The following is a 3,840-nucleotide window of genomic DNA, read 5'->3' as shown; positions in this document are numbered from 1 at the left end:
TGTGAACGCCGGCCCGCGCGCACGCCGCCACCTGCGCAGGGGTGAGGTTCGACTTCACCTCGTAGAAGATGTTGAGCGGTGGAGCTGCCGCCGACAGAGCGTCGGTGACAGGACCGATGTAGCGCATGTCGAGGATGTTGTCGACCACCTCGAGGTTGGTGACACCGTATCGCTTCGACAGGTCGAGCATCTCGCCGATAGCTTTCTCGGGAGACTTGCTGCGAAACGCCATGCCGCCCCCGTTCAGACCACAGAACGTGCAGTGATGCTTGGCCCCCCACCAGCACCCCCGAGATGTCTCGACGGGCAGTCCCACATCGATGGCCCGACCTAGACACGACGCGTGAAGGGCGTCGAAGTAGTCGTCGAAGTCAGGGGGGGGCAGCGTGTCGAGACGCGCAACCGTGCTCCGCCCAAGAGGCTGCTCATCGGCCCTGTCGACCAATCCCTGTCGATCAAGAGGAGACCGGATGGCCGAATGGGTGAAGGTCTCTCCCCGCATGATGGCCGAGCATAGCGGTTCGATGACAGCGTCGGCCTCGCCGGAGAAGACATGATCGACCCACGGAAAGAGCCGATGGGTGGCCTCCCCCATCTCGGTCTCGCAGTTTGCTCCCCCCATCATGGTGACGATGGTGGGGTCGAGCTCGCGAATGCGGCGCAGAAGCGCCAGTGACGCCACGTGTTGCTGGAACGTCGAACTGCACCCCACGATGCGCGGACGCATCGCCACGATCTCGGCGGCCGTATCGAAGACGAGCTCACGCGCATGCCGCGCCAGATCGCGCAGCTGGCGCTCCTGGGCAGCGGCCGCTTCAGCACACCCTTCCAGCATCCACGCCGCCGCCTCTCTGATCCGACAGGGGGCGTCTGGAAATGCGGTGGATGCGAACACGAGATCTCCCACCAGCAAGGTGCGCCAGGCGCGCGTTCCAGACGACAAGGCGAGGTAGCGACGAAGCCCCACCCGCTCGGCGAACGAGAATACGGGGTATCTCACGCACACCGAATGTCCGGCGCGCGTCAAGATCGCCTTCAGCAGGCTCAAGCCCAGGTTGGGCCGCTGCAGATCGATGACCGGCATCGACACGAAGACGATGTCGCAGCTCATGCCCGGGCACGCACGAAGACAGCGTCAGCCACCGCGCCATCGCCGTGCGCCGTGTGGCCAACGCGTTGCAGCCCCGCGGCTTCGAGCAGGGCATGCACCGCCTCTGGATCTGCGCCGTCGGCGTATCGCTGACGCTGATTGAGCTCGACGAGAACCGCGTCGACAGCACGTAGAAGCGCGGCCGCGCCATCGAGCGCCTCGACCTCGTGCCCTTGAACGTCGATGTTGAGCAGGCTGAAGTCGGCCACCGACCAACCGTGCTCGGCCAGCAGCGCGTCGATGGGCGCGCATTCAACGCTCACCCGTGACTGCACCCGCATCCACGGCTCGATGGGCGCATTCAGCGACGAGAGCATCTCGAGCTCGGTGAGGTACATCTCGGCAGTGCCGTTGCGGTTGCTGGCGGCGCACTCGATGATCTCGATGCGCGGACGGCGTGGCAGGCCCCAGCGCGCCTCGAGCACCTCGAACCATTCGTTCCAGTGTCTCACGTGCGCGCGCAGGTGATCGAGCACGAGAGGGCTCGGCTCGACGAAGACGATGGCCTCGAAACCGGCCGCGATGTACGACTCGAGCTCGAGACCGTAGTGCGCCCCCACGTGCAGCACGCCGCGCATCGAGACCCCGTGCGCCAGCAGGGCGCGCCAGCCGGGCCCAGCGGGGGCGCGCAGACGGCTGAGCCAGAGCACCGCGTCAGACGCCTGCTTCGTGCGCGCGTGGTAGTCGTGGGAGGCCGCCGACTGCGCAAGACCACGGTTCGGCGCGTCGAAGAGATCGAGATAGGCGCTCGGCTGCGCGGCCGCGTTCGCCGCTGCCACAGCCGCGACAGGCTTCGTGGCGGCGTGCACTGGCGTGGCGCTGAACGCCGAGAGATAGCCTTCGGCCGGGGCGGCGTCGACCTCGTCGTCGAGCACGGCGCTGACAAGCAGCGACTCGAGCTGCGCGAGCGTGCTCTCCGGGGGCATGCCATGCATATACAGACAGAGGGTGGCGATGTCGTCGGCGCGGTGCGAACCGCTCGACACCAGCTCGACAAGGGTGCGCAGCCAGGCGGTGTTCGACGGGTGTGCGAGACGCACCCGCGCATACGGGCCGCGCAGCTCGAAGGCGTCGTCGACGGCCACCACCTCGATGAACGAAGCGAAGCGAACGTGGCCCAGCTCCTTCACCGAAACGCAAACGCTGCGCAGCGCGTCGCGCACGAACGACTGCAGCGCGCTGACATCGGCAAACACCGTCTCGGCCAGCACGCGATACCCCAGCGGCCAGCGCTCACTGGCGGGGACCGGTGTGATGAGCTTCACGCTCGACTCGACCATGTTGAAGAGAAATCCGCTCACGCAGGCAATGGTGCCGGGCTCCTCGCGCACCAGGGCGGCGCCGCCCTTCGACACCTTCGTGCCGCGCTCGGCCGCCTTCCCTGCATTGGCCATGACGAGCTTCGACTCGTTGTTCTGGGCCAGGCACTCGACCTGCAGCAGCTCTTTCGCGCTGAACACCGCGTGCGCCTCGAGAAACTTCTTGAGGGTGATGAGCGAGAACCGGTTGACCAGGCATCCCCGCTCCTGCGAGAGCGTGAGCAGCGCCCGGGTGCGCACCGGATCGCGCAGGGCCAGCGCGGTGGTGGTCTGGGGAAACGTGCCGAGAATCTCGTGGTAGTCGAGCATGAACCGCTCGTAGTCCGGATTGTCGAGCGGGTCGGTGGCCCAGTAGCAGAAACCGTACTGCGCCACCGGCCCGACGATGTCGCGCATCACCTCGAGAACGGCACGCCACGTGTTCCGGTTCTCAGGGGTGTAGGGCCAGATGTCAGAGAGCTTCGGCGCCGAGATTCCACAGAACCAGCACCCCACCGAACACCCCTTGTTGAGCTCGAAGGCCAGTGGCGCGTGGATGATGGAGTCGGCTCGTGCCTGACCCAGCTCGAACAGCAGGCGCTTCTTCTGACGGTCTCGCCACGTGCCGTAACGACGATCCTGAACGAGGCTGCCATCGCGCATTCCCTCTCGCCACGCGATCTTGGCCCTCTGATAGGTCGTCCAGGCCTCCAGCAGGGGGCCAGGCGGCTCGTCAGCACGAGCCTTGGCGTATGCCGGATCGACGAGGCGCCGGACGTCGTGCGGGTCGAAGGTGTAGCCATACACCGCGAGCGCCTCGGCCGGTGCGCGCTGCAGCAGCTCGAAGTACATGGGATCGGCCAGAGCACGTTCGACCACGCGCTTGAGCTCCGCCACGGTCGACATGATCTGGCTGTCGTGATCGAGGGCGCTGTGAACGCGAAGAGAAGAGGTGGGGGAGGCAGGGTTCACAGGTCGGCTCCTTCACCGCGGGAGCGTATCGATGCGCCACCGCCTAAGGCCCGAGGGCTTCGCTCCGTCCGCGGCGCGTGTCCTTCATGGCACGCTGCCCTCACAAACCTCCCCCTCTGACAGGAGTTCACACCACCTCACCGTAGACAGGCACTGGCATGGCTTCTACGCGCACATCACCCTCGAGCTCTGCAGCGACTGCCTTCTTCGACGTCGCGTCGTTTCCGTGGCTGCTGACGCTGCAGGCACATCTCGCCGACATGCGAGAAGAAGCCGCCGGGATCATCGAGCGCTATCGGTATCTGCGGTGGCGCTTTCCGGAGATCTACACCAGCGACCCGCGCGGGGTGGTGGGGCAGCGCGCCACGTTCTACCTCGAGATCCACGGCATGGCGGTGCGTCGAAACCAGCTGCTCTGTC

3 protein-coding genes are annotated in these 3,840 nt (G+C 66.2%); 1 reads left to right on the top strand and 2 read right to left on the bottom strand.

Annotation, left to right across the window (positions count from 1 at the left end):
* Both EB084_21430 and EB084_21425 read right to left on the bottom strand, forming a co-directional pair.
* On the bottom strand, positions 1-1,111 hold a 1,111-nt coding region (locus tag EB084_21430), incomplete at its 3' end, for a RiPP maturation radical SAM protein 1 (protein ID NDD30827.1).
* A complete protein-coding gene (locus EB084_21425) occupies positions 1,108-3,420 on the bottom strand; it encodes a radical SAM family RiPP maturation amino acid epimerase (GenBank protein NDD30826.1) in 2,313 nt (770 codons plus the stop codon). The genes EB084_21425 and EB084_21430, both read right to left, overlap by 4 nt.
* Positions 3,421-3,578: 158 nt before the next feature.
* Here EB084_21425 and EB084_21420 point away from each other — a divergent pair.
* The coding region (locus EB084_21420) for a hypothetical protein (GenBank protein ID NDD30825.1) at positions 3,579-3,840 on the top strand (262 nt) is incomplete at its 3' end.

The organism is Pseudomonadota bacterium, from assembly GCA_010028905.1.
Classification (GTDB): Bacteria; Vulcanimicrobiota; Xenobia; order RGZZ01; family RGZZ01; genus RGZZ01.
The sequence above is the reverse complement of the archived record's forward strand: the minus strand, read 5'-3'. Positions and strand labels throughout refer to the sequence as shown.